This is a genomic window from Pseudanabaena biceps PCC 7429 (assembly GCF_000332215.1).
Classification (GTDB): domain Bacteria; phylum Cyanobacteriota; class Cyanobacteriia; order Pseudanabaenales; family Pseudanabaenaceae; genus Pseudanabaena; species Pseudanabaena biceps.
Genome location: NZ_ALWB01000041.1, coordinates 1 through 20,566 on the forward strand (window position 1 = coordinate 1; position 20,566 = coordinate 20,566).

Below are 20,566 nucleotides of genomic sequence, written 5' to 3' on the forward strand. Positions count from 1 at the left end.
AACTTTGTCTTTCTTCGGGTGTCTATCTTTTTTAACCTTCTATTTTTTATTTCTTTTTCTCATATGTCATCTATAAGTAGAAATACTCATTGCATTAGTGAGATGCTCCCCCTAATCTCATTGACACTACCGCATCTCTTACATCTTCACTCCCCGTTAAAATGATTATGGGTAACTTCAAATCTGACATTGCCCGATCGCTATCCGCTTCTAAATTTTCTCGAATAGCTTCTAGTAGATCTAACCCACTATCTCCAGGCAAATTTAAATCAACAATCACCACATCAGGATTTTGGGATTGCCATAGTTCTAGCCCTGCCTGCGCTGTTGATGCTTCTAAAATAAGATATTTAATTTGGGGATCGTCCTTAAGATGTCTCCGACAAAGTAAGCGATCGCTTTCAGAATCATCAACAATCAAAATAGTTTTAGCGTTAGACATGGCTCGATATAAACTGATCTTTACAAAATTTTGGTAGTAAATAAGAAATGTTGTAAATTTATAGCAATCCTAAATGAGTTGATAGATACTCCGACTTCGCTTATCCATTGATATATATTTGATATATATTGGCTGAGCGAGTCAGAGCCCTATTTTTCTTGTGAATGTTTAGGACGGCTATATGATATTTACAATTCGACTAATTACAACTCGACTATTACAATTCAACTAATTACAATTCGACTATTACAACCCAACTAATTAAAATCTAACTAATTGCAATCTAACTAATTGCAATCCCCCCTAATTCAATTAGCCCAATTAATGTGGTTTTACTGTGTAGTTATCAAGAATTTCTCTGCCTTTACGGGTTAAGGTTTCAGATCCTTCTAACATTAGTAAATATTGTCCGCGCTCCAAACAGCCACGACAGGAAATTGACAAACTACTTTTAAAAAACCATCCATACAAAGTCCCGATCGCACCGCCAATGACCAAGCCGATCAGTCCAGATGTAGAAGCGATCGTAAATAATGCCTGATACCAATCTAAATTTGGCAATTTAATACTAAAAATTAGATACAATATTACCCCCGTTACCGTACTAATTACACCTAACCAAAACATCCCGCGTTTAGCGTAGCGCCATGTAGTGTAGGTAGGATTGAATAAACCCACACTATCGGGGCTGCTATAGCCTTTGCCAACTAGAGCCAGATGCTCTGGTGAAATGCCATGACATTGAAGTAAGCGATATGCTTCAAATGCTGAGGATTCGTCAGGTAAGACCGCAATCATCAGTCGAGAATGTTTTGAACGAGTATGAGTCACAAGTTAAGCCTGCTATCAACCGAATGTTTGCCTGAGAATATAGAAATACTCCTCACTAGATTCTACAAAATTTCAGAGGGTTAAATCTATTTCTTAAAGGTAAATATAGCAATGCAAGCTTTAAAATACCAGAAGACGGGTGGCGGTGCGAAGCACCGCCACCCATCTTTTGGGTTTTGGTAATCCTAAGAAAAATCACTCTAATTTAACAATTGCCTTACGATCAATTAGTACCCGATCGGTCAGCAAGTCGCTAATTGTAGCAATTAGCACCCTCCGATCATCAATTTCAAACTTTACGGAAATGCGATCGCTTCCTAACTGACCGAGGGGTTCGAGGCGAGCGACGCATTGGTGATCAGCCTCAGGATCGTTATCAGGATCGGCGGACTTTCTCTGTACCAACGAGCGAAAGTCCGATTGTTTGAGCAATTGACTGCTAGTCATCCGACCAGAGCGATCATAGGTGACCTCAGCTTGGGCAATATCGGCAACTTCACCAATATCGAGCCATATCTCTGTTTGCCCTGCGATCGCGGCTTGGAGGATTAAGGGTTCGGTGCGCTGACAGGGATATTTTGTCCCCTGCTCAAACAATGTATAAAAGGAATATTGCTGGAGATAGGGTTCCCACAACCGAATTGCGTAGCTATGACGCAAATGATCCTCGACGTTCACCTCTTGTCCAAGGGTTAACGCGCCATGGGCTACGGCTTCAAAGGGTTTGCCAAACTTAACTTTAGTTTTCCCAAAATAGGAAGTAATTAATTGCTGGATCGCTACAATCTGACAACTACCACCAACTAGAAGAACATGTTCGATCGCAGCTTTACTGATGCCTCGATTTAGTCCGATGGCAAGAACTTCATCAATAGCTTCTCGTAATTGCTCGATCATCTGATTCTGTTCGAGAATCTCGGTCAATTCGGTTTGCGTGAGTTGAAGTTGACGGGAAATCATCTGCTCATCCACCCAGATTTCCCTGACTTCCTGAATCAGGGATAACTTAATCTTGATTTGCTCGGCAATTCCTAAAATGCTCTGCCAATCACTTTCCTGCATTTGCGATCGCAAGATTCCTAATTGGCGCAAGAAATGTTCGGCAATCCAGCGATCAATATCGATACCACCAATATAAGCATCCGATTTGGCGATTACTTCGGCTTTAGCGGCATATTTTGACAATGGAGGATTGGCGATCGGCGCAGTACGGACTAAACTCAAATCTAACGTGCCGCCACCAAAGTCAATCACCAATACCAAGACATTGGGTCTCGTAATCGTATAACCCAAAGCGGCAGCCGTGGACTCATCGATAACTTGGAAGTTTGGTAATTGCAGCTTTTCCGCCAAATTAGCAAACCAGTTGTGATATCCCGCAAATGCACCCACGGGAGCAGTAAAAATTATTTGGCTGGGATTCAGTTTTTTTAGGTTCAAGCGTTCCCAAATTTCGGTTAGAAAGATTGCGGCGATCGCTTCAGCATCATAAAATTCACCATCAATCTCACGGGCTGGCGATCGAAAGCTCGCGACAATATCGCGTTTGAAGCCTCTAAATAGACGCTTGGAGTCCCCCTGCGATCGGGCTTGTGCTCCCAATAAAAACTTAGGTGGCTGATTCTCCACGTAAACTAGACTTGGCACTAGCCAAGCCCGTCCGTCAATAGTAGCAAAGTCATGGGAGATCTCATCAAAGTATAGAGTTTTGGGGGTTGGCGGATGAAAATCGCTATCTACTTCCAGAATAGCGATCGCGGTATTACTAGTCCCAAAGTCAATGGCGATCGCAGTCATAATTCTCACTAGAATTACAGAATTTTTGTTGCAAGTTCAGCCTATTGAGGCTTTATCCCAAGTTTCAGCAATTACCGATCAGACGAACCACAAGGAAATTGTTGAAAGCGTTGCGAAGCAACGCTTTCAACAATTTCCTTGGTTTGGGTTTGAGCGCAAAGCGCTGTAAGTCGGCATAATTAAAAACCAAAACTAGAGAGCGTACCGCCCGCTTAGCGGGTAGTACGCTCTCTAGTTTTGCGGAACTATTTATTATCCTGGCGGCCAATCTAGCGATCGTCCACCTAAGACATGAATATGTAAGTGAAAGACAGTTTGTCCTGCCTCTGCACCATTGTTGGTCACTAGACGGAAACCTGTTAATCCCTCTTGGGCTGCAACCTTACTGGCGACTAGCAATAAATGTCCAAGTAAAGATTCGTCCTCACTAGTTGCTTCCGAAAGTTTAATAATGGGCTTTTTGGGAATTACCAAGAAATGGACGGGAGCTTGGGGGTTGACATCCCGAAAAGCGAGGGCTAGATCGTCTTCGTAGAGAATAGTCGCAGGGATTTCCCGTTTGATAATTTTGCTAAAAATAGTTTCGCTCATAGTTAAACCTTTAAATGTTAAACCTTTAAATTTATTTTTATCGATCGCTTTTATCGATCTCTAATACCAATTCCCAAAAGTGTAGCTACACTTTTGGGAATTGAAAACCCAGTAGGGTTTTCAAAGCTGAAAATGGTAACGCCATTTTCAGCTAAAGTCTTTAAAGTTTTAAGGAACCTGTAAATACAAGGGTAGCGGGACCAGTCATCAAAACGTGATCGCTCTCTGCCAACCAATGGATTTGCAAATCTCCTCCAGGAAGATTAACCGTACAATTGCGATCGCATCGATCGTTTAAAACTCCAGCAACCACCGTCGCGCAGGCTCCAGTACCACAGGCGAGAGTTGCCCCTGCACCGCGTTCCCATACTCGCATTTTCACATAACCACGATTCACTACTTCCACAAACTCAGTATTAGTCCGATTTGGGAATGCGGGATGATGTTCAAAGAGAACACCAATTTCTGCTAAGGGAATGCTAGCAACATCATCTACAAAGATCATGCAATGGGGATTGCCCATACTTACGGTCGTTACATTCCAAACCTTGCCACCTACTTCGACAGGAAAATCAATCACTTTGCGATCGCCTGCTTCTCCCAAAGTAGTAGGAATCTCGGCAGCAGTCAAAAATGGTTTACCCATATCGACAGTGACCTGTCCATCTGCATCCATCTGCGGTACGATTAGCCCTGCTCCCGTGTGAATGGAATACTTTCTCTCAAGGCTGGGGATACCTAAATCATCCATAAATTTAGCTAAGCAGCGAATTCCATTACCACACATTTCTGGCTCGGAGCCATCGGAGTTGAAAATCCGCATCTGATGCCCGCCATCAACCGCCGTTAGCAAAAAAATCACTCCATCTGCACCAATACCAAAATTGCGATCGCACAATTTGATAGACTGCTCGGCAGTAAAAATTGGTTCGGCACTATGCCGATTATCAATTAAAATAAAATCGTTACCTAATCCGTGATATTTACTAAACGCGATCGACATGGGTTAATTCAGTATGTTTTTGCATATTATTTGAATATTATATAGCTATAGATACGGCTGCAAGTAATGTATCTAAGCCGTATCTCAAGACTAGTGGGATTAAGTGATTATAAGTAGCTCAGCATAATTAGAAACTAATAAGAGTGTACCGACTACGTAGCGGGTAGTCATCTCTTATTGGTTTTGAGTTCACTTATGTTTAGCTAATTGTTAGAGGCATATAGATTTAGAGGTATATAAGTACCTCGCATAATTAAAATCCAGATCTCAAACCTGCGGCGCAAGCGCGGCGTACACCATAAGTTTTAGGGTTTTATATTTAATTAACCCACTTACTTAGATCAATTTAGTAGATTCGGTTAAGCAGATCAAATTAGGAGTAATCCCGATGAAAAGATTAATTGTTTGCTGTGATGGAACTTGGATCAAGCTAGAAAAGCCAGATGCGACCAATGTCTTAAAAATCGCTCAATCTGTTCAAGCAGAAGACGATCTAGAAATACAGCAGATTGTTTTCTACGATCAAGGCATTGGCACTGAAGGTGATTTTATCGACCAAATTACCGGTGGAGCTTTTGGTTGGGGCATTGATCAAAAGATTCAATCAGCCTATCGCTTTTTGAGCTTGAACTATCAAGAAGGTGATGAAATCTATCTGTTTGGATTTAGTCGCGGTGCTTATACCGTGAGATGCTTGGCAGGCTTTATTTACTGTGCGGGATTGCTAAAACGGCAATATATCCATAAAACACCTGAAGCCTATCAACTCTATCGCGATCGCAATTCTTCAACCCATCCCAGCGGAGAGCAAGCTATTAAATTTCGGGAAACCTATGGTGAACATGTATCGATTCGGGGCTTATGTTGCTGGGATACGGTGGGCTCCTTAGGCATTCCCGATATCATTCCCAATTTTCCTTTAGATAATTGGGTGAATAAGCAGTATGAATTTTTTGACACCAAGATCAATCGCTTAATTCAAAATGCTTTTCATGCAGTAGCGATCGATGAACTTCGCAAATCCTTTCCAGTTACGCCAATGGAACTCAGTGATGATGCAGACACCCAAATCCATCAACTCTGGTTTGTCGGTGATCATGGCAGCATTGGAGGTGGAACTAAAGAGAAGTATGGTTTGTCAGATATTACCTTAGAATGGATAATGGAATGGGTTGAAAAGTTGGGGCTAGCAATTGATCGCAATTGTGTGGAATCTCCGATCAATCCTCAATTTTATATTCCTTTTGACAATGAACCAAAGGGTATCTTTAAATTTGCTGGCGAAGTTCGACGCAAAATAGAAGGAGATGTTTCCTCGTTGCATGAAACCGTCAAACAGCGCTGGCAAAATGATACAAGTTATCGCCCAGAAAACCTCCTGTATTTAAAGCAAGAACTTGATATGTAGTAAGTATTAAAAACCGAAATCAGAGAGCGTACCGCCCACGTAGCGGGCGGTACGCTCTAGCTGTTATACCAAATCACAAAATGGCATAGCCATTTTGTGATTTTAAAACCCTTACTGGGTTTGGTTTTTAATTTCCCAAAAGTGTAGCCACACTTTTGGGAATTGGTATTACCACTTGCGTTAGGACAAAATCAGAAGCCAAGAAGAGAAGGTTGGTGCTTTGCACCAACCTTCTCTTCTTGGCGATCGCTAAAAGTTATTTGCCGATTAAGCGATCGCGCAAAGACTTAATCTTGTCACGGTAGGTTGCAGCTTGCTCGAATTCTTGTTTTTTCGCCGCATCCTTCATCTGGGATTCTAACTGTTCGATCACCGTTGGGATATCATCTAACGGAATTTCCTTAGCGTTATTAATTACATATTCCAGTTGTCGCTCGTTGAGACGACGGGATACCGATAGAAATTCTAAAATTGCATTTCCTTCAATCGATTTCACGATCGATCGCGGCGTAATCTGGTTATCCTCGTTGTATTTAATTTGAATGCGGCGGCGACGTTCTGTTTCTGAAATGGCTTTTTCCATACTATTGGTCATGCGATCGGCATACATGATCACCTGTCCCGCAATATTTCGGGCTGCCCGCCCGATCGTTTGAATCAGCGATCGCTCAGCCCGCAAAAATCCTTCCTTATCAGCATCTAGAATTGCCACCAGAGAAACTTCAGGCAAATCCAAACCTTCTCGCAATAGGTTGACACCGATTAACACATCGAACGTACCGCGCCTTAAATCTTGAAGAATTTCAATCCGTTCGATCGATTTAATATCCGAATGGAGATACCGTACCGCTAGATTTCGTTCCTGAAAATAGGTGGTCAAGTCCTCAGCCATCTTCTTCGTCAATGTTGTAATGAGGATTCTTTCCTTCCGCTTAATTCGTTCCTGAATTTCGTGATAAAGATCGTCCACTTGCCCATCGGTTGGGCGGACAAACACTTCAGGATCGACGACACCTGTCGGTCTGATGATTTGCTCGACAACCTGTTCTGAAACTTCCATCTCCCAGTCCCCAGGGGTAGCTGACACAAAAATACATTGTTTGACCATACCCCAAAATTCATCCGCTTTCAGGGGGCGGTTATCAGCGGCACTGGGCAATCGGAAGCCATGATCAATGAGAGTCATTTTTCTGGCGCGATCGCCGTTATACATCCCCCGAATTTGGGGAATGGAAACATGGGATTCATCAACGATCAACAACCAATCATCCTTGGGAAAATAATCCACCAAACAAGCTGGAGATTCCCCTGCTTGACGACCTGCCAAATGCCGCGAATAGTTCTCCACTCCATTACAAAAGCCGACTTCTCTTAGGAGTTCTAAATCATATTTCGTGCGTTGTTCCAACCTTTGCGCTTCCAGTAACTTGCCCGCATTGGTTAATTCTTCCAGTCGCGCTTCCATTTCCGCTTGAATATCCGCACAGGCGACCTCTAAGCGATCGGCAGGGGTTACAAAGTGCCGCGCGGGATAAATATTTAAGGCATCCAAACTCTGTAAGATCTCTCCCGTAACGGGATCGACATAGCGAATTGCTTCGATTTCATCGCCAAAGAACTCTACCCGAATTGTGCGATCCTCGTAGGCTGGACCAATTTCTAAAATATCCCCCTTGACGCGAAATTTACCCCTGCCCATTTCAATATCATTGCGCTCGTACTGCACGTTCGTAAGCGATCGCAATAGTTCGCGCTGGTCGTACTCCACACCCACCGCCAAGGGGATCGAAGCTTTAAGATATTCCTCAGGAATACCCAAACCATAGATGCAGCTTACGGAAGCAACCACAATTACATCTTTGCGCTCAAATAGCGATCGCGTTGCGGAATGGCGCAGCATATCGATTTCATCGTTGATCGAAGCCGTCTTTTCAATATAAGTATCGGTGACGGGAATATATGCTTCAGGCTGATAGTAATCGTAATAACTGATGAAATATTCAACGGCATTATTCGGAAAGAATTCGCGCAATTCATTACAGAGCTGAGCCGCTAAGGTCTTATTATGCGCTAAAACTAGAGTCGGCTTTTGATATTTAGCGATCGCATTGGCGACAGTCATAGTTTTACCCGTCCCCGTTGCGCCCAAAAGCGTTTGATAACGGAGTCCTTTTTGTAATCCATCAAATAATTGGGCGATCGCTTTGGGTTGATCGGCAGTAGGTGGCCAAGGGGTGCGGATGTCGAACAGGGGCATGATCTTAGAATGGGTTGAGGGGAAGTTATCGAGAAGGGGATCGAAATCGGCGATCTCTATCATATCAAACCTAAATTTTGATTCCCTCCCCAGCCAACACTAATACCAAAGCTCAAAATGGCGTAGCCATTTTGAGCTTTGAAAACTCTTACTGGGTTTGTTTTTAATTCACAAAAGTGTTGTAACACTTTCTTGAATTGGTATTTAGGGTACTGGTCAGCTAATAGGGGATAGATTCTGAAATGCTCATTTTATGCCAACAAAAAAGGCGCAAATATGTCGATCACGCTTTAGATAACCAGTACCTACTTGTATGAATATCTCTGGAGTAATTAGGATAGATTCCAAGCAGATTTATTTGGTGTGTTTCATTTCATGAACGTACCCTACGCTACTACTCCATCGAACTCACGTTAAATTTGGGTTTTTAAAATGTCAACAATTCATAATGCGATACATGCTGGACAAATTCGAGAGGTTAAAATATTTATTGAAAGTGGTGTAGATATACACCATATAGGTGATTGGGCTAAAACTCCACTAGAACATGCTGTTGAGGTTGGCAATCTTGAAATTGTAAAAATTCTACTAGATGCAGGTGTAGATATATATTTTGGAGTAGGAAGTACCCCATTTCAAGATGCAATAAGAATATTAAGAATAGATATAATGTCAGCTTTTATTGATGCGGGTATAGATCTTAATTATGAACTAGAAGATGGATCCACTTTTTTAATAAGCGCTATTCTTAGCCATAACCTCAATATTGTAAAATTCTTAGTTGAGAAAGGGGCGGATATTAACGTTGTTAGAGCAGATGGGAAATGTGCATTAATGTGCGCTGCCATCTGGGGGGGATTGGATATATTTAATTATCTGTTTTTATTAAGTTCTCTAGAAGTTAGAAAGCAAGTAAAAAAAGAAATGACTGATAATTTAATTGTTCCAGAGTCAATAAATAAGCAGTTGTCTGAAGAGATCTTATTCTAGTTAAGTAGTTCGGCATAATTAAAAACCAACACCAGAGAGCGTACTGCCCGCTACGCGTGCGGTACGCTCGTCTAGGTTTTAAGTTTACTTATGCTTAGCTACTTAGGGTAATGGTTAGCTAATGGGGGATAGATTCTGAAATGCTCATTTCATGCCAACAAAAAAGGCGTAAATATGTCGATCACACTTTAGATAACTAGTACCTAGCCGATGGTATCGAACTGACGAGAATGTAGCTGAGCGTAACGTCCTGCTTTTTGGAGCAGTTCGTCATGGGTTCCCGATTCGACGATGTGACCTTGTTCTAAAACGATAATGCGATCGCTATTTCTAATTGTTGCCAAACGGTGCGCGATGATGAAGGTCGTTCTGCCTTGCATTAGCCTTTGTAAGGCTTCTTGGACGAGACTTTCTGACTCCGCATCAAGGGCAGAGGTTGCTTCATCGAGAATGAGGATTTTGGGATTATGGAGAACGGCGCGAGCGATAGAAATGCGTTGGCGTTGACCGCCAGATAAATTTACGCCACGTTCACCGACCCATGTGTCGTAACCTTGGGGAAGTTCCATAATGAAATTATGGGCATTGGCAATTCTGGCGGCATTTTCTACGGCTTGGGTGTCGTAATCCTTTTGTCCAAAAGCAATATTAGAAGCAACGGTTCCTGAGAAGAGGATATTTTCTTGGGGAACTAAGGCTAGTTGTTGGCGCAAGCTCCTGATTTGGATGTCGCGCAGATCGTAGCCATCGATCAAAATCTTTCCCGAATTCACATCATAGAAGCGCATTAATAGATTCATCATGGTGGACTTACCTGCGCCTGAAGCCCCGACGAGGGCGATCGCTTCACCCTGATTGGCGACTAAATTGATATCGGTAAGAATGGGACGATCGCTCTGGTAATGGAACCCCACCTGCACATATTCAACCTTGCCCGTGATTTCAGGAAGAACGATCGCATTGGGCTTTTCGGTAACGACGGGTTGAATTTTAAAAATCTCGAAAATGCGATCGACGGAAGCTTCAGCTTGCTTGATTTCGTTGTAACTGTTGGTGGTATTGGAAATGGGGTCAATCAAAAGCGCGACACCCGCACCAAAGGCAACAAACTGTTCTGGTCGTAGCCAATTATTAGAAATTAGCCAACCTCCTAACAAAAACAGGAAGCAAATTCCTGCGGCTTCTAAAAAGCCGACTACGGGGTATTGAATTGCTCTGACGCGATCGGCGGCATATTTGCGACGGCTGTTTTGTTCGGACTCCTGTTTAAACCGATCAATTTCGTAAGACTCGGTGGCAAAGGCGCGGACGAGGCGAATGCCACTAAAGATTTCCGACAACAGGGCAGCGAGGTTCGACACTTGATCTTGGCTGCGGCGACTGAGGCTCAACATGCGATCGCCAAACCATGCGATTAAGATGGCAATTAAGGGGGCAACGGCAAGGGTTGTGAGAGTTAAAATCCAATTCAAATAGATCATGTAAGCCAGTACGAAAATCAATTGCAGCACTGACGGAATGAACTGATGAAAAAACTTACTAATAACTTCGCCAATGCGATCGACATCTTCAGTTAAGCGATAGGATAAATCACCCGTGCGTGATTCCGCAAAATAATCTAGATCGAGGGTTTGCAGGTGGGCATATACATCCACGCGCAAATCCCTAGCGGCATTTAGGGCTGCTTGCGCCATCATCGAATCCTGCCCATACTGCCCCAATCCTCTGAAGACAAACATAATTACCGCGAAAATAGCGATCTGGATAATCGCATTAACATCTCCTTTCCCTAGTGCTTGGGCGACACGTCCTAGTAGCTCGGCAAGGAGGGGCATTGTGCCGATAAAGACTAGGGTACATAAAAATGCTTTAGCAATCAGAAAACGCTGTGGGTAGACGTAATCCTTCATCTGCCAATAAGAAGACGGCTTTGAAGATTTTCCCGAAGATCGTTGTTTCAAACTCGTAGCTCAAATATTTGCAATTCACCAAGGATAAGTTTCGCACTTTATCGTGTTTTATACCAATTCCCAAAATGGCGTTGCCATTTTGGGAATCTCAAAAGCTTACTGGGTTTGTTTTTTAATTCACTGAAGTGTTGTCTCACTTCAGTGAATTGGTATTAAGTACTTCAGCATAATTAGAATCCCAGTCTAAAAGCTGCGCCGCAGCTTTTAGACTGGGATTTGGGCTCAAATCCAAACTAAGAAACTTTGGGTAGCTGAGGCTTTTGGGGCCAAAAAATGTCTCAGCCAGCTTGAGCTTCGACTCCGCTCAGCTAAAGCTGGCTGAGCGGAGTCGAAGCCGTAGGTACTTTAATTAATACCAATTCACGAAAGTGTGACAACAATTTTGTGAATTACAAAAACCTATTTAGAATCGGTAAAATCTTATTTCTATCTCGCAAAGTTCAGGGGGATCAGGGCTATAGCACCTTCACTTAACACTATTTACCCAAAGAATAGGCAGTATTGTAAGATGTTGAAAGGATAGAGTAGATAGAAATCTTGTAATGACTTATCAAGTATCGTCGTTTGCTGTAAATGTTTTGATAGTCGATGATTCTGAAAGCGATCGTGCTACTTATCTGCGCTATCTACAATTAGACTCAGAGCTTCTTTGTAATTGGATCGAAGCAGAAAGCCTAGAGGAAGGGCTCATTCTTTGGCGATCGCAAAAGCCAGATATTATGCTCATTGATATCAGGCTTCCTGATGGGGATGGCTTGGAGTTTCTCGAAATCATCAATCAAGAGGAGACAGGCGAAAAAACTCCTGTGATCATTATGACGGGGCAGGGGGATGAAAAAATGGCGGTAAGAGCCATGAAATTGGGGGCATCTGACTATTTGATCAAGGGGGAATTAACCGCAAAATCTCTCGTCATAGTGATTAAACAAGTATTGAGGCAAACTGTCCTTAGTCGGCGGTTGCAGCGATCGCAAAAACAGCAGGGACTGATTGCTGAAATTGCTCTGCGGGTGCGCGAATTCCTAAATTTAGAGGATATCTCCAGTGCCATTGTGCGAGAAGTGCGCCAATTTCTAGAAGCAGATCGGGTAATTGTCTATAAATTTAAACCCGATATGGGCGGGGTAGTAGTTGCGGAAGATGTGGTTGCCCCTTGGCGATCGAGCTTGAATGTGAAGATTGATGATACTTGCTTTCAGAAAAATCTTGGTGGTGAATATTGCAAGGGAAAGATTTTTGCTGCTAGTGATATTTATGCGGCAAATTTAACCGATTGTCATATCCGCTTGCTGGAAGAATTTCAAGTAAGGGCAAATTTGGTAGTGCCAATTCTGTTATCGAAACTGAACGAACGAACTTTATGGGGATTGTTAGTGGTGCACCAATGTGGGGCTCCAAGGATTTGGGAAGAGTCCGATATTCAATTAGTACAACAGTTGTCCATCCATCTAGAGATTGCTATTCAACAGGCGATCGCCTATCAACAAGTCCAAAATGAGTTGGCAGAACGCAAACGATTTGAAAATCTACTCTTAAGACAGCAAGTCGAGCTAGAGGATCGCAATAGATTACTTGAGAGCACCAGTGAGGAGTTGCAATGCACGATCGAGGAGTTGCGGATCACGACGGAGGACTTGATCTCCCAGCACCGCCAGCTAGAGTATGCCCAGATCCGCTATCAAAATCTATTTGAATTTGCCCCCGATGGCTATCTCGTGACCGACGCATCGGGACAGATTTTTGAAGCAAATCAAGTTGTTTCAGAGCTGTTGGAGATTGATAGTGATGATATTTTAGGTGTCTCTTTAGAAGAATTTATCATCCAAAAAGAGTTCTTTAACAGTCAACTCAATCATTTATTATCCCTAGACTATGAGAAAACGACTTGGGAAATCACGATGAAATCCCTTCAGCTTCATCCTTTCCCTGCGGAAATTACGGCTACTAAAAATATTAATCCTGCCGATAAAGAGCTTCAGCTCTGCTGGATTATTCGGGATATTAGCGATCGCAAACTAGCGGAGCAAGAGCTGCAACAGCTTAATCAATCCCTAGAGATCAAGGTCAAAGAGAGAACGCAAGAGCTATCGCAGGTTAACAAATTACAACGCGCTATTCTCGATGGCACTGACTATGCAATTATTTCCACGGATTTGAATGGTATTATCCAGACCTTTAATGCTGGTGCTGAGAAAATGTTTGGTTACAGCAAGGGAGAAGTGGTCGGTCGGGTTACTCCCGAAATATTTCATGACTGTGAAGAAGTACTTGCGAAAACGACTAAGGCTGCTGCTGTCTTGGGGCAAGATATTGGTACGGGCTTTACGGCATTAATATCGATGGCGATGCAAGGCTTGATTGACGAAGAATGGATCGATATTCGTAAAGATGGTTCCCGCTTTCCTGTCTCCATGGCGATGACAGTTCTCAAGGATGATCATGATCAACCGATCGGTACTTTGAGCGTCAGACAAGATATTAGCGATCGCAAACAAGCCGAGTTGCGTTTGACACAGCAGTCCCTGCAAAAACAAGTCCTCCTCCATATTACCCAAGCAATTCGCCAACCCCTAAATGTCCTTAATATTCTCCATATTGCCGTACAGGAGTTGAGGCTAGCCTTCGATCTAGATCGGGTTGCCATTTATCGCTTCCAACCCGATTGGAATGGCGAATTTATCGTCGAATCTGTTGCCGATGGTTGGGTAAAACTGGTTGGTGAAGACTTGCATAAGGTTTGGGAAGATACTTATCTCCAAGAAACCCAAGGCGGTCGATTTGCCAATTGTGAAAACATGATCGTCACGGATATTTATGAAGAGGGTTTACAGCCTTGTCATATCGAGCTGCTGGAGCAGTTTCAAGCCAGAGCTTACGTGATCGTGCCTATCTTTGTCAGTGGCAATCTCTGGGGGCTGTTGGGCATGTACCAAAACGATCACCCCTATGTATGGAAAGAATGGGAAATCGAGCTATTAGAACAAATTGCCAATCAAGTGGCGATCGCCATTCAACAGGCTAATCTGTATGAACAGATCCAGACCGAACTGTTGATTCGCAGACAAACTGAAGAACAACTCCGCACCGCCAATGAAGAACTCCTACGCGCCACCAAAATGAAGGATGAGTTTCTTGCCAATATGAGCCATGAACTCCGCACGCCGCTAAATTCTATTTTGGGACTGTCCGAAGCTTTGGGAGAACAGGTCTTTGGCTTAATGAACGAAAAGCAAGTCAAGGCGATCAATACGGTCGCATCGAGTGGCGAACATCTCCTTTCCCTCATTAATGACATTCTCGATCTATCAAAAATCTCATCGGGGATGATGGAAATACATATCGAACCAGTGTCAGTTCTCAATCTCTGTGAGTCCAGTCTTGTTTTTATCCGACAGCAGGCAAACTATAAGCGAGTTCGCGTTTTTAGTGAAATTCCTGAAAATATCCATAATATCAATGTCGAACAGCGGCGGATCAAACAGGTACTAATTAATCTGCTCACCAATGCAGTTAAATTTACTCCCAGTGAAGGCACGATTAGTTTGCTTGTTGCCTTTGGGCAGGGTGAGCGATGGAAAGGATCGGCGACAATTCCCCAGAGTGTCAAAGAAATGAATTCGCCGATGATTCTCTTTCAAATTGTGGATACGGGGATTGGTATCTCTCCCCATGATCTGACTCGCCTCTTTCAACCCTTTGTGCAGATCAGTAGTAGTCTCAATCGCCGCTATGAAGGTACTGGGTTAGGACTGGCGTTAGTTAAGCAGATTACCGAGATGCATGGCGGTCAGGTCTTTGTGGAGAGCGAAGTTGGCAAGGGCAGTCGTTTTACCGTGGCGCTACCCTATGAGATTTATCAGTCCGATGCTTTGGAAGCGACTGTATCCATGACAACTTCATTGTTGCCACAAGATCCCAATCGTGAAAATGCGATCGCGCCGCTAGTGTTATTGGCGGAAGATAATGAAGCCAATATCCAAACCTTTAGTTCGTATCTATTGGCGCTCAAATACCGCCTTGCGATCGCTAAAAATGGCAAAGAAGCCGTCGCCATGACTCAAGAACATTGCCCAGACATTATCATCATGGATATTCAAATGCCAGGAATGGATGGTCTAGAGGCAATTCAATTGATTCGTACCGATCCCAAATTTGCGGCAACGCCAATCATTGCGCTCACCGCTCTAGCGATGGAAGGCGATCGCGAAAGATGTCTGAAGGCAGGAGCTAGCGAATATCTGGCTAAACCGATCAAGCTCAAAAAACTACATACCACTATTCAGCAAATTTTTCAGCATACTTACAGCAATTATCGATCAAACGAACCACAAGGAAATTTTTGAAAGCGTTGCGAAGCAACGCTTTCAAAAATTTCCTTGGTTTGGGTGTGAGTGCAAAGTGCTGTAAGTTTACTGATGCTTAGCTACTTAGAGTCTCGAAAAAGACTCACAAGAAACCCTTTGAAAGTGTTGCTCTGCAACACTTTCAAAGGGTTTCTTGATTTGGGTTTGAGCGCAAAGCGCTGTAAGTTTACTTATGCAATGCGATGACTAAAGCGTTAGCAATTTTTGTAAAAACTTGACTGGCTAGAAAATTCCGATCGCTTAAAGTCACAGGCAATCCGCGATCGCCGCCTTCACAAATACAGGCATGAATCGGAATTTCTCCTAATAAAGGCGCTTGTAGTTCTATCGCTAATTGCTGACCACCTCCCTTACCAAAAATAAATTGTGAATCCTTTCCATCTTCCGTAAGCAAATAGCTCATATTCTCGACAATGCCCAACACAGGCACGCCCACCTGACGGAACATATGGACACTACGGCGCACATCTGCGATCGCCACCTGTTGCGGTGTCGTCACAAGGATTACGCCACAGATCGGACTTTCCTGCACAATCGTAATCTGGGCATCGCCTGTTCCTGGGGGCAAATCAATCAATAGATAATCTAACTCCCCCCATTCTACTTGATGAATGAATTGGGTGATGATCTTATGGAGAACGGGACCCCGCCAAGCGAGGGGATGATCGGGTTCTGCTAATAAACCTACAGACATGACTTTGATGCCATGCGCCTCTAAGGGAATGAAGCGCTGACCATTGATAGTTTCAATCACTTGAATATCAGAATGTCCTAAGCCCAACATTTGCGGCACATTTGGTCCATAAACATCGGCATCAAGTAAACCTACCTTTGCCCCTGTAAGGCTGAGAGCGGCGGCTAAGTTAACGGCAACTGTGGATTTACCAACACCACCTTTACCACTGGAAACAGCTAAGGTCGTGCGAACTTTAGGAATTGTACAGAGTTCGACATAGGTTTTCTTGCACCAGTTGAAATTAGAGAGAGTTGCTATAACTTGCTCTTTTAATTCCAGTTGATGCGAGCCGACATAGAGACGTAAATAGACGTAATCATCGACGATTCGGAGATTTCGCACCATGCCTAAACTTACAATATCATTGTTGAGAATAGGCACGATTAATTGTTTCAATAATTGAGTAACCTCCACTTTACGGATGTCAGCAAAATCAGGGGATAATTTACTAGGAACAGTTTCAATCATTATTTATATGCCTCTAAGCGTTGATTGAGAGTACCTGTATGCAACTCAAAAAGGTGATTATCGTAGTCGTAAAAATATAGAGAATTACTCTCACCTTCGATACGGCTGCGGCTTTCGCGCATTTCCAAACCTAGAGAATTTATGCGCAACCGATATTTCTCAAAATCGCGATCGCTTATTTTAAAAGCGACATGATTGTAGGTTTTCTCGATTAGTGATTTTCCTTCCATAATTGCAATCCAAATACCATTAATTAGAAAGAACTTTTCTTGGGAAGTCGAAAATGTCTTTTCACCACTGGCATAGACCACTTCAGCATCAAAAATTGTTGATAAAAAAATGGACATCTTTTCTAAATCGCTAACTATAAAAGTAATGTGACTAATCCCTTCAATCATAAATGTGAACTAGAATGTGAACTAGGTTGAGATTTGAGTAGCAGCCACAATTTGCTCGATCTTGCTAATGGCGCGTTCCGCCCGAATGCTAACTTCGCGATCGGGATCGTCTAGGGCTTGGCGCAGGGCTTGAAGAGCATCAGGACTAGCCAGATCTCCAAGGGCGATCGCGGCATCTTTTCGCACATCGGCATATTCATCGGTAAGCGCCTTAACTAGAGCAGGAATCGCCGCTTCACTTTTGCTAGCCTGGTGATCATTCTGGAAAATCTTCTGCAAAGCCTGCGCTGCAAAGCGTCGTACTTGCCAATGCTCATCAGCGATCGCTTCAATTAGTACTGGTATCGCGACACCATCGCCATGAATCGCTAAAGCTTTAGTGACATTGCGCCGCACTTGCCAGTCGGAATCTTCCTTTAAAGCTTTGCTCAAGATGGGAATGACCTCGGCATCAGCGAGATGTCCCAATGTCAGGGCAGCTTCACGGCGCACAAAATCAAAAGGATCATGCAGTAGTGGTAAGGCGGTGGGGCTAGTTTTAACTTGATTAAGATAGCGCAAAGTTGTAATCGCGGCTTCCCTTAATTCAGGATGCTCTGATTCTAGAAATGGCAATAAATAGGGTAAAGATTGCGCGTCATGGATTTTGCGTAACAGGATGAGAATATTGCGCTGAAGAGGTCGATTGTCTTGGTGTAAAGCATCTAGCAATAATAAAAGAGAATCTTGAGAAACCAATTCACCGAGAGCCGATAGAGATGCTACCCGAATTTCTTCATCAGGTGAGCCAAGACTGGGGATTAGGTTAGGAATTACCTTCGGATTGGCAAATTCCCAGAGCGTGGCGATCGCAATTTTTTGGACAGCAGGGCTTTCGTCGTTGAGGGCGAGTAACACCACATCAAGCGCATCTTCATCACCCAGATGTTGCAAACTTTTAATCGCCACTAGGCGATCGCTCAGATCATCTGACTGTAATAATTCTATCCATTCTTGTAATTCAGGATTGCTAGTAATACACATAATTTTCTATCGTAATAAAAAGGGAATTTGTACAGTAATCGCACCAGTTGGACATTCTTTTTCGCAAGGCAAGCAGAACCAGCACTCGTCATATTTCATATATGCTTTGCCTGTTTCGGGATTTTTAGCTAAGACATCGAGGGGACAAACTTCAATGCAAGCGACACATTTTTCTAAACATTTCGATTCATCGACAATTACAGGAACATCAATACGTTGTTTAATTAAAGCCATGGTTTTTGTTGTATTTTGTTATAAAGATTTACGATTAATTGGATTTCCATCCATGGGCAGAGATGAAGTAGTTATCTGTCACACGCACATCTGCGGTAAATCCCGCATTAACCAGTAGAGTTTGCAGTTCATCTGGTTGATAGTAAATTTTAGCAATCGTGAATTCCTTGCCATCATTAAGTTTCCGAGTTTGATAAATTCCATTTTGTCCATTGACAGGGTGATCTTTAGCGCGAGAAGTATAATCGTTGCGGGAATCGATGATAAAAATCTGTCCTCCTTTACGCGTGGCAAGATAAACTTTATTTAAAAAGGATTGAAGCAAATCTGGTGGAACATGGGAAAGCCAAAAAGAGAAGAACACCAAATCGTATTCTTGCTCTGGTTCCCATACGAAGATATCTTGATGTTGATAGGTTACTTTATCAGAATTCAATTTATTTTGATTGATAGCAATCGTTTCCGCAGAAGCATCGATCGCCTCAATTTTTGTGCTGATTTGTAAAAGTTGTTCTGTCCAAACACCAGTCCCAGAAGCCAATTCTAAAACTTGATTGACTTGACCAATTTCCCGTAAAGCTTTCTGAACAACTTCGATTTCAGCAAACCAGCGATCGTTATGTTCCTGTCCGCGATCGTAGCGTCCAATACGATAAAACCATTCATCATATTCACTGGATCGCGATCGATAGTATTCAATTTGATCGTGAATTAGTTTCGTAGTATCAACTGACATTTTTACCTCCTTTAAAAATAGTGATTATATTCATTATTTTAATTACAGCGATTTATAAAAAGTTAATGATTGTTTGATATTGGCATAACCAATTTTCTCATAGAATAAATGTGCTTCTTTTCGCTTAATATTTGAGCGTAATAACACACCTTCTGCACCAGATTTAGTCGCCCAATTTTCAATTTTTTTCATCAATAAATGTCCAATTCCATGATGCCGATAATCTTGATCAACAACTAATCCTAAAAGTAATGCAGAAGTTTGAGTTACTATCGAATCACAAATATAAGCGTGTGCCCAAGCAATTACATCTTTATCTAAAGTTGCTACATATAAAACATGGTTATCATTATTTTGGATTTTATCAATCCGTTCTTTTGCTTGTTGATTTAGTTACAGGATATCCAAGTTGATCGGCAAGTATAGCGATCCTTTCAGCATCTTTAATTTCTGCTGTTCTAATTATAACTTGATTGTTTATAGAAACGTTACTTGCCATAGGTTTAAATAAATTTAACCGATAAAATTGTTTGTTAATTATGCAAGAGTCGCTCGGAGAAAACGATAACCAATATCAAGTTCAGTTAATTTTTTGATTTCATCATATTTTTTCAACCACGCGCCACTATTTAAGTCTTTCTTCAATAAATTTACTCCTTGCACGATTAAATTTTCATCGAATTTTGCAAACGAAGAAATACCAGAACGTACTACAGGATCGAGATATAATTTTGGGCGTTTCCAAGCAGCAGCAGCAAACAAATCTGATAAGTTATCGGGTAATAAAAAAGGAATTGTTTCAATTTTCCTCTTTGTATTCTGTTGAATTAAATCTATTTGTTCATCAAGCGCTAAAAATTGCAAAGCATCATCCCACAAAAATGGGAAATAATCATAGAGCCATATTTTTTGAGCCAGTCTAATATCAAAAGTTAGCAATATCATCGCCCCACCTTTCACTACCCGATGCATTTCTTGAAATGCTTTGGGGAGATTAGTAAAGTGATGAATTGCTAAGGTACTAATCGCACCATCAACAGACCGATCGCCTAGGGGTAAATTTTCAGCATAACCAGTAAACCATTGAAGTTGTGGATGCGCGATCGCTTGTTGTTGCATCACGACAGAAGGTTCGATCGCTTTCACCCAAAATCCTTGATTTGCTAAGGCATAACTATAGTTACCTGTTCCCGCGCCAATATCGGCGATCACACTCCCATGAGGTAAATCAAGTAGTTCGATTAACTGATTGACAATGCGGCGATCGGGAACTCGCGTTTTTGCATATTGCTTACCAATGGAATTGTAAATCGCCATG

Annotated in this window: 18 protein-coding genes; 4 read left to right on the plus strand and 14 right to left on the minus strand. The window is 42.5% G+C overall.

Annotated elements, in window-relative coordinates; all coding sequences use genetic code 11:
* Positions 1–94: 94 nt before the first annotated feature.
* The 3 genes from PSE7429_RS06850 to PSE7429_RS06860 all read right to left on the minus strand — a co-directional run bounded on the left by PSE7429_RS06850 (position 95) and on the right by PSE7429_RS06860 (position 3,070).
* A complete protein-coding gene (locus PSE7429_RS06850; protein ID WP_009626376.1) occupies positions 95–442 on the minus strand; it encodes a response regulator in 348 nt (115 codons plus the stop codon).
* Positions 443–763: 321 nt separating this feature from the next.
* On the minus strand, positions 764–1,273 hold the full coding sequence (locus tag PSE7429_RS06855) for a hypothetical protein (RefSeq protein ID WP_100228902.1): 510 nt from the start codon (positions 1,271–1,273) through the stop codon (positions 764–766).
* Between the two features lie 195 nt (positions 1,274–1,468).
* On the minus strand, positions 1,469–3,070 hold the full coding sequence (locus tag PSE7429_RS06860) for an Hsp70 family protein (RefSeq protein WP_009626379.1): 1,602 nt from the start codon (positions 3,068–3,070) through the stop codon (positions 1,469–1,471).
* Between PSE7429_RS06860 and PSE7429_RS25940 the strand changes: the two genes are divergently transcribed.
* A complete protein-coding gene (locus PSE7429_RS25940; protein WP_144052489.1) occupies positions 3,054–3,239 on the plus strand; it encodes a hypothetical protein in 186 nt (61 codons plus the stop codon). The two genes, PSE7429_RS06860 and PSE7429_RS25940, sit on opposite strands and share 17 nt — an antisense overlap.
* A gap of 83 nt (positions 3,240–3,322) precedes the next feature.
* Here PSE7429_RS25940 and PSE7429_RS06865 read toward each other — a convergent pair whose 3' ends face one another.
* The gene (locus tag PSE7429_RS06865; protein WP_009626380.1) at positions 3,323–3,661 is read right to left on the minus strand and encodes a histidine triad nucleotide-binding protein; all 339 of its coding nucleotides are present in this window, start codon (positions 3,659–3,661) and stop codon (positions 3,323–3,325) included.
* Positions 3,662–3,821: 160 nt separating this feature from the next.
* Entirely contained in the window at positions 3,822–4,664 is an 843-nt protein-coding gene (gene dapF / locus PSE7429_RS06870; RefSeq protein ID WP_009626381.1) for a diaminopimelate epimerase, read from the minus strand.
* 388 nt (positions 4,665–5,052) lie between these two features.
* Between dapF and PSE7429_RS06875 the strand changes: the two genes are divergently transcribed.
* Positions 5,053–6,072, plus strand: a complete 1,020-nt coding sequence (locus tag PSE7429_RS06875) for a DUF2235 domain-containing protein (RefSeq protein WP_009626382.1) — start codon at positions 5,053–5,055, stop codon at positions 6,070–6,072.
* Between the two features lie 256 nt (positions 6,073–6,328).
* On the opposite strand, the gene uvrB is transcribed toward PSE7429_RS06875, so the two are convergent.
* Complete coding sequence (gene uvrB / locus PSE7429_RS06880) at positions 6,329–8,329, minus strand: excinuclease ABC subunit UvrB (protein WP_040687614.1); 2,001 nt, start codon at positions 8,327–8,329, stop codon at positions 6,329–6,331.
* A gap of 432 nt (positions 8,330–8,761) precedes the next feature.
* Between uvrB and PSE7429_RS23410 the strand changes: the two genes are divergently transcribed.
* The gene (locus PSE7429_RS23410; RefSeq protein ID WP_009626384.1) at positions 8,762–9,319 is read left to right on the plus strand and encodes an ankyrin repeat domain-containing protein; all 558 of its coding nucleotides are present in this window, start codon (positions 8,762–8,764) and stop codon (positions 9,317–9,319) included.
* A gap of 203 nt (positions 9,320–9,522) precedes the next feature.
* Here PSE7429_RS23410 and PSE7429_RS06890 read toward each other — a convergent pair whose 3' ends face one another.
* The gene (locus PSE7429_RS06890; RefSeq protein WP_009626386.1) at positions 9,523–11,229 is read right to left on the minus strand and encodes an ABC transporter ATP-binding protein; all 1,707 of its coding nucleotides are present in this window, start codon (positions 11,227–11,229) and stop codon (positions 9,523–9,525) included.
* A 602-nt stretch (positions 11,230–11,831) separates the two neighbouring features.
* Between PSE7429_RS06890 and PSE7429_RS23415 the strand changes: the two genes are divergently transcribed.
* A complete protein-coding gene (locus PSE7429_RS23415; RefSeq protein ID WP_009626387.1) occupies positions 11,832–15,632 on the plus strand; it encodes a response regulator in 3,801 nt (1,266 codons plus the stop codon).
* 187 nt (positions 15,633–15,819) lie between these two features.
* Here the strand turns inward: PSE7429_RS23415 and PSE7429_RS06900 are convergent, their stop codons facing one another.
* The 7 genes from PSE7429_RS06900 to PSE7429_RS06930 form a co-directional block, all read right to left on the minus strand.
* Entirely contained in the window at positions 15,820–16,857 is a 1,038-nt protein-coding gene (locus PSE7429_RS06900; RefSeq protein ID WP_009626388.1) for an Mrp/NBP35 family ATP-binding protein, read from the minus strand.
* A complete protein-coding gene (gene fosX, locus PSE7429_RS06905) occupies positions 16,857–17,255 on the minus strand; it encodes a FosX/FosE/FosI family fosfomycin resistance hydrolase (protein ID WP_009626389.1) in 399 nt (132 codons plus the stop codon). Before fosX ends, PSE7429_RS06900 begins: the two co-directional genes overlap by 1 nt.
* 21 nt (positions 17,256–17,276) lie before the next feature.
* Positions 17,277–18,278 carry a HEAT repeat domain-containing protein gene (locus PSE7429_RS06910; protein ID WP_009626390.1) on the minus strand — a complete coding sequence of 334 codons (1,002 nt, stop codon included), beginning with the start codon at positions 18,276–18,278 and terminating at the stop codon, positions 17,277–17,279.
* Between the two features lie 6 nt (positions 18,279–18,284).
* Complete coding sequence (locus PSE7429_RS06915) at positions 18,285–18,512, minus strand: 4Fe-4S dicluster domain-containing protein (protein WP_009626391.1); 228 nt, start codon at positions 18,510–18,512, stop codon at positions 18,285–18,287.
* Positions 18,513–18,546: 34 nt separating this feature from the next.
* Positions 18,547–19,248 carry a class I SAM-dependent DNA methyltransferase gene (locus tag PSE7429_RS06920; protein ID WP_009626392.1) on the minus strand — a complete coding sequence of 234 codons (702 nt, stop codon included), beginning with the start codon at positions 19,246–19,248 and terminating at the stop codon, positions 18,547–18,549.
* Positions 19,249–19,290: 42 nt separating this feature from the next.
* Positions 19,291–19,617, minus strand: coding sequence for a GNAT family N-acetyltransferase (locus PSE7429_RS24280; protein WP_083888376.1), 327 nt, complete (start codon positions 19,615–19,617; stop codon positions 19,291–19,293).
* 168 nt (positions 19,618–19,785) lie between these two features.
* Positions 19,786–20,565, minus strand: a complete 780-nt coding sequence (locus tag PSE7429_RS06930; RefSeq protein WP_009626395.1) for a class I SAM-dependent methyltransferase — start codon at positions 20,563–20,565, stop codon at positions 19,786–19,788.
* Between the last annotated feature and the right edge of the window lies 1 nt (position 20,566).